Source organism: Gemmata sp. (assembly GCF_051859125.1).
Classification (GTDB): domain Bacteria; phylum Planctomycetota; class Planctomycetia; order Gemmatales; family Gemmataceae; genus Gemmata.
Genome location: NZ_JBHYGG010000046.1, coordinates 70,677 through 76,655 on the forward strand (window position 1 = coordinate 70,677; position 5,979 = coordinate 76,655).

A 5,979-nucleotide genomic window follows, 5' to 3' on the forward strand; every position below is an offset into this window, starting at 1 on the left:
CCGGGAGACCCTCGAAGCCCTCGTGGCCGCGCTCCAGAAGAACGACTACCGGATCCAGGCGCTCGTCCAGGCGGTCGTCGCCAGCGAGCCGTTCCAAACCAAGTAGCCCCCGGCCCCGGGCCGTTTCCGACCAAGGAGTTCCCATGTTCATCCAGCGCAAGCGGTGGCAGATCGACCGGCGGACGTTCCTCCGCGGCACAGGGGTGGCCCTCGGCCTGCCGTGGCTCGAGGCGATGAGTCCGAAGGCCCTGTCGGTGGCCACGGCCGGGGAGGTGGCGGCGTCCGAGGTCCCCCGCCGGGCCATCTTCACGTACTGGGGCCTCGGGCTCGAGGTCCGGGCGTTCACCCCGAAGGAGACGGGCAAGGACTACACCGCGACCCAGGCCCTGCGGCCCCTGGTTCCGTTCAAGGACGACATCACCGTGATGACCGACCTGCGGGCGTTCACCGGCGGGCACGGGTCGTGTTCGGCCATGCTCACCGGGGTGAACACCCCCCGGAACGGGAAGTCCCTGGTGTCGGTCGACCAACAGTTGGCCGACCACTACCGGGGGAAGACCCGGTTCCCGTCGCTGGTCCTGGGTACGGTCCGGGAGACCGGCTTCGGCGGGCCGTTCCCGATGACCCTGTCGTGGAGCCGGAACCACACCCCGATCACCCCGGAGAACCGGCCGGAGGTGCTGTTCGACAAGATGTTCCGGGTGGACGACCCGAAGGCAGTGGCCGCCGCCCGTGGGCAGCGGGCCGAGGCCGGGAGCGTGCTCGACCTGGTCCGCGGCCAGGCCAAGACCCTCCACGGGAAGCTCGGGAAGGACGACCGGGCGACGCTCGACCAGTACTTCACGTCGGTCCGAGAGATCGAGGACCGGCTGCGGGTGGAGGCCGAGTGGGAGGACCGGCCGAAGCCGAAGGTGGCCCCGCTCGACTTCGGCCCCGGGTCGCCCCGGGACCGGCTGGGGCCGGACGGCCGCGGGTACCGGGCGTACGCCCGGCTGATGTTCGACGTGATCGCCCTGGCGTTCCAGACCGACACCACCCGGGTGGTCAGCCACATCCCCCGCACCGAGGGGGACGAAGCGAACTGCTACAAGTACCTCACGGGCAGCCCGCACGGCCTGCACGGGCTGACCCACCACGACGAGGACGAGGCGAAGCTGAAGCTGTGGGCCCGGGTGGACGAGTTGTACATGGAGGAATGGGCGTACTTCCTTGGCAAGCTGAAGGGCGTGCGGGAGGGGGCCGGGACGCTCCTCGACAGCACCCTGGCGGCCTGGGCCACGACCAACGGCGGGTTGGGGGCGCACGACTCGAACATGCTGCCGGTGGTCCTGTGCGGCGGCAAGGGGATGGGGGTGAAGCACCAGGGGCACCTGCCCCAGAAGGACGTGCCCCTGGCGAACGTCTGGCAGACGGTCGCCGACCGGGTCGGGATGCCGGTCCCGCCCGACTTCCAGGGCGGCCAGGCGACCGGCGTCATCAAGGCCCTGGTGTGACCCGGCCGGGGGCGGGTGTCCCCCGGTCACCGTCGTCGGAGTGGTCGCGGACCCATTTTCCAGGGAGCAAGTAATGGATGCGTCGGAGTTCCGCGTCGGGGCGGCGGTGGCGGTGGCCGAGGGGACGACGGCCCTGACCGATCGGGAGAAGCACCTGATCGGGTTGGCCGTGACCCTGACCCGGGGCTGCCAGGCCTGCACAGGTAGGCGGCTGCGGGTGGCGCAGGACGCCGGGATCCCGTACGCCGCCCTGGTGGCGGCCATCGACCTGTCGGCAGCGGTGAACGCCGGCGTCACCCTGCGCACGGCCATCGAGGGGGCGACGCAAGCCGGGATCGGGGGGCCGTGCACCGGGCCGGAGTGCGTGGTCGGGGTCGGCGCCCACGGGGATCCCTCAAGGCACCGGACACAAGGTTGATGGTCTGTGGGGGGCGGATTCGCCGCTGGCGGGCGACCGGTCACTCAAAGTCGTCAGAGGTGCAATCTTGATCACGCAGCATTCCGTCACGTTGGTCGCTGGTGTTGTTCTCGCGTGGGGTGCCGTCGCAGGGCCTTGCCAGGCTTCGGAACCGCCGCGCGGTCTCATCTTCGACACGGACGCCGGAGGGGATTGCGACGACATCGGTGCTTTGTTCCTCCTCCACGGTGCGGTCGAGCGGGGCGAGGTCAAGCTCCTCGGCACCCTGGGGTGTACGTCGTCGAAGGCGATCGCGCCGTGCCTGGACGCCGTCAACACCTGGTTCGGGCGCCCGGACGTCCCCGTGGGGACGCTGAAGGACGACGGGCTCCTGCCGAACCCCGGGTACACGGCCGAGGTCGCTCGGCGGTTCCCGCACAGGTTCGCCGAGAGCAAGGACTACCCCGACGCGGTGGTGCTCTACCGGCAACTGTTGGCGAAGCAGCCCGACAACAGCGTGGTCGTGGTGGCGGTCGGCCCGCTCCGCAACCTGGCGAACCTGCTCCGGTCCCGGGCCGACGACGTCAGTCCACTGGACGGAAAGGCGCTGGTCGCCAGGAAGGTGAAGCGCCTCGACGTCATGGGCGGCACCTACCCGCCGACCGCCAGCGCGAATGAGGCGGAGTGGAACTTCAAGATGGACCCCGCGTCGGCGGCACTGGTGTGCTCCAACTGGCCGACCGAGATCCTGTTCAACGGCGAGGGCGGCTCGACCAGCTCCGGCCGGCGGGTCACGTACGAGATGCCGGAACACAACCCGCTGACCGTGGCGTACACCGCGTACCCGGGCGTCGGCTACGCCGGCGACCGGCTGAGCTGGGACCCGGTGTCCTGCCTCGTGGCCGTGCGAGGGGCGGCGCCGTGGTACCGGATCGTGAGCGGCGGGGCGAACACCGTGGACCCCAAGACGGGGGTCAACACCTGGCAGCCCGGCGGGAAGCGGGACCACAGCTACCTGGTCCTCGACCCGAAGCGCCCGAAGCGCGAGGTCGAGGCGGCGCTGGAGGACCTGATGGTCGCCGGCAAGGGGCGGCCGGCGAAGCTGACGGTGAACACCGCGTACTACGCCCAGGCGGGCGCGTGCCGCGTCACGAGCCGCGGGAGCTTGGACGCCAACAGCCCAGCGATCAAAGCGTTCGACCGCGAGGACAAGGGGGCCACCTCGTGGATCGATCGGGCGGCGGCGAGCTGGATCCAGTGCCAGTACGCCGACGGCCGGAAGCGCCTCGTCACGTCCTACGTCGTCGAGTGCCCGGCGAAGCAGCGGCGCCCGCGAGCGCTCGAACTGTGCGGCTCCAACGACGACGGCCGGACCTGGACCCGGCTCGACGTCCGAGACGACCCCGGGTTCACCGACGCGGCCCCGCGGCGCACCTTCAGCGTCGCCGCACCGGCCAAGTGGAACGCGTACCGGTTGAACCTCGTCGCAAGGACCGAGAGCGAGGGCGTCGAGGTGTCGACGATCGAGTTGAACGAGGACGTCGACTGCCGGCCGACCGTCGCGGTCCGCACGCTGGCACTCGACCACCCCGCACTGTCGCTCCCGGCGGGGTGCCGGGCCACGCTGAACGCGACGCTCGCGCCCCTGGACTCCTTCGAGCGCGAGGTGACCTGGGTGAGCAGCGACCCCGCCGTGGCCGCAGTCCGCCGGATCGGCGAACAAACCGCCGTGGTCGTCGGCAATAAGCCCGGCACGTGCGTCGTTACGGCGACCGTCGGTCAGCAGAAGGGGACGTGCGCCGTGACCGTGGGCCCCTCGACCCTTCCGGCCGACTGGCGGTTCGACGAGCTCAACGCGCCGCCCGTGCCCGGCTCGATCGACGTGACCGACGGAACGTTCCGGCTCTCGGGGTGCGGCCACGCGATGACCTCGTGGTGGGAGCGGGTCCGCGACCAGGGCGTCTTCGTGAGTCGGGCGGCGGGAGACGTCGAGGTGTCGGTCCGACTCACCGCCCTGGCCCCGAACGTCGGCGGTCCGAACGCCCACCCGGGCGACGCCCGGCCGCCGACCGCCGCCGGGCTGATGGTCCGAGATCCGCTGGCGGAGAGTTGTGGCCGGTTCTTCCTGGTCCAGGTCGAGTCGTCCGGCGCGGTCGTGTGCCGCTGGCGGAGCAAGGCCGGCGACCAGGACGACAACAAGAGCAAGGTGGTCGGCAAGGCGACCCTGCCGCTCCACCTCAAACTCGTGCAAAAGGGCGGCGTCACCCAGGTCTACACGTCCGCCGACGGTGCGGACTGGGGCAAGCCCCTCATGTCCCATTCCACCGCCATCGACACGAGGGGCCGGATCGGGATGTTCACGTGCTCGGGCAACACCTTCGTCTCGACAACGGCCGTCTTCGACTCGGTGCGGGTGCGCGAGTGACCGTGGCCGACTGCGGAGGCGGTCCGCCAACACAAGCGGGCACAACCCGGTCCGGCTCGACCAGCGTGGCGGCGCTGAAGGGTCGGATCTCGATCGTGTCGCACCGGAGGCTCACCCGTGGGTCGCCCGACCCGTGACGGCGGGAGTGGCGCTCGTGTCTTCGATCGAACTTGGTTCGGCCGAACTGCGCACGAGGTGAGAGTCCGCACTCCGGACCGAACCCGCACCCGCCGCGGGGCGAACCGGGGTTTGGTTCCCGAAGGCTACCGTTCCGTAACTCCGATTCCGTCACTGCCGGGACCATCACCGCCGACCGACTCCCGAACGCGACATCCGCTCGAACAAAGTCTCCGTTCGGCCCTTGGAAATCTCGACGGAGAGTGGACTTCGTGGTTGGACGTAACGAGTCGGGCTGACCAATCTGTGAAACGTGGCCGTGCACAAAACCCACAGACGCCCGGTGAACACCGCGCGAGCGGTCAAACTCGGGCGTGGGAAGATATGCCCCTCACCTACGACCCGACTCCGGTTCTCGAAGCCGCCGCGGTGCCGGTCACTGCGGAAGGTAGGCGATGCCGGCGTACTCCGCCCCGTCCCCGGCATAGACGTTCGATTCCCCCTGGTACCACAGCACCCCGCGGACCGCGAACGGGACCAGCGGAGCGATCATCCCCCCGGTACATGGCGCACGGTTCGACCTCGATCGCCTTGAGCCCCTGGAGGACCGTCCGCGTGGCCCCGGGCGACCGGGCCGCCCCGGCCCAGTCCGCCAGGGCCGGCACCGCGGCGAAGCCCGACGGCGGCACCCACCACTCGATCAGCGACCCGCCGAACGTGGCGTCGATCGGCCCGACCGGCACATTCAACTCCCGGTGGACCCGCCGGCCGAAGCAGAACCCGACCGCCGAGAACCGCGTCCGGTCGAGGGCGTTCGGGCCGCACACCGCCCAGTCCCCTTTCAGGACGCGGGCCGGCTTCGACGCCCGGGCGCGGGCGACCTTCAGCAGGCGGACGCGGGGCAGGTCGGGGTCCCGCAGCTCCCGGTCCGCGTTGGAGGTGGGCTTGTGGTCGCCGGACATGCCGACCGGCATCTCCATGTTCGACTGGCCCGAGCACAGCCAGACCTCGCCGACGAGCACGTCCTTGACCACAACCGTCTCGGCCCCAGCGGCCGTGAGCTCGCGCGGCTCGGCCGACGCCTCCAAGGGGTCGAGCCGGACCTCCCACCGCCCGTCGTCGCCGGCCGTCGCGACCTTCTCCTGGTCCGCGAACCGGACGACGCCGCTCGCCGGGGGTGGCCCACCCCAGACCGGCGCCTATACGCCCCGCTGGAGGACCATGTGGTCCCCGAACACGCGGGGCAGCGTGACCGCTGGCGAGTCCGCAGCCACCGCCAGCACGGCGGCGAGGGCGAAGCGGGGCACCGTATTCATTAATGGGAGCCTTTCGGTTGGTCGTTTCGTCGGTGCCCGACCAGGCGCGTTGGCTTTGAGTCGAAGTCCGCTGCGGGGGGCGAACGGGCCGCCCGCTGGTCCGTGGCAGTCACCGGGGCGGCGCGGGCCGCGGGCCGGGCTCCACGTCCAGACGCAGGCAGTCCCAGAGCAGTACCGCCGCCGGGGCCCCGAGCCGCTTCTCCGCGGCGCGGGCGGGCGGCGGCATCTCGA

4 protein-coding genes are annotated in these 5,979 nt (G+C 71.0%); 3 read left to right on the plus strand and 1 reads right to left on the minus strand.

Annotated features, from left to right (window positions below; all coding sequences use genetic code 11):
* Positions 1–143 precede the first annotated feature (143 nt).
* The 3 genes from ACTIGN_RS06175 (at position 144) to ACTIGN_RS06185 (ending at position 4,315) form a co-directional block, all read left to right on the plus strand.
* Entirely contained in the window at positions 144–1,493 is a 1,350-nt protein-coding gene (locus tag ACTIGN_RS06175; protein WP_439621936.1) for a DUF1552 domain-containing protein, read from the plus strand.
* Positions 1,494–1,566: 73 nt separating this feature from the next.
* Positions 1,567–1,911, plus strand: coding sequence for a carboxymuconolactone decarboxylase family protein (locus ACTIGN_RS06180; protein WP_439621937.1), 345 nt, complete (start codon positions 1,567–1,569; stop codon positions 1,909–1,911).
* 91 nt (positions 1,912–2,002) lie between these two features.
* Positions 2,003–4,315, plus strand: a complete 2,313-nt coding sequence (locus tag ACTIGN_RS06185; protein WP_439621939.1) for a nucleoside hydrolase — start codon at positions 2,003–2,005, stop codon at positions 4,313–4,315.
* A 512-nt stretch (positions 4,316–4,827) separates the two neighbouring features.
* Here the strand turns inward: ACTIGN_RS06185 and ACTIGN_RS06190 are convergent.
* The gene (locus ACTIGN_RS06190) at positions 4,828–5,466 is read right to left on the minus strand and encodes a hypothetical protein (protein ID WP_439621938.1); all 639 of its coding nucleotides are present in this window, start codon (positions 5,464–5,466) and stop codon (positions 4,828–4,830) included.
* Positions 5,467–5,979: the final 513 nt, after the last annotated feature.

Excerpts from the sequence above, each read along its gene's own strand:
- ACTIGN_RS06180 (WP_439621937.1), top strand. The coding sequence starts at position 1,567 with ATGGATGCGTCGGAGTTCCGCGTCGGGGCGGCGGTGGCGGTGGCCGAG.
- ACTIGN_RS06175 (WP_439621936.1), top strand. The coding sequence starts at position 144 with ATGTTCATCCAGCGCAAGCGGTGGCAGATCGACCGGCGGACGTTCCTC.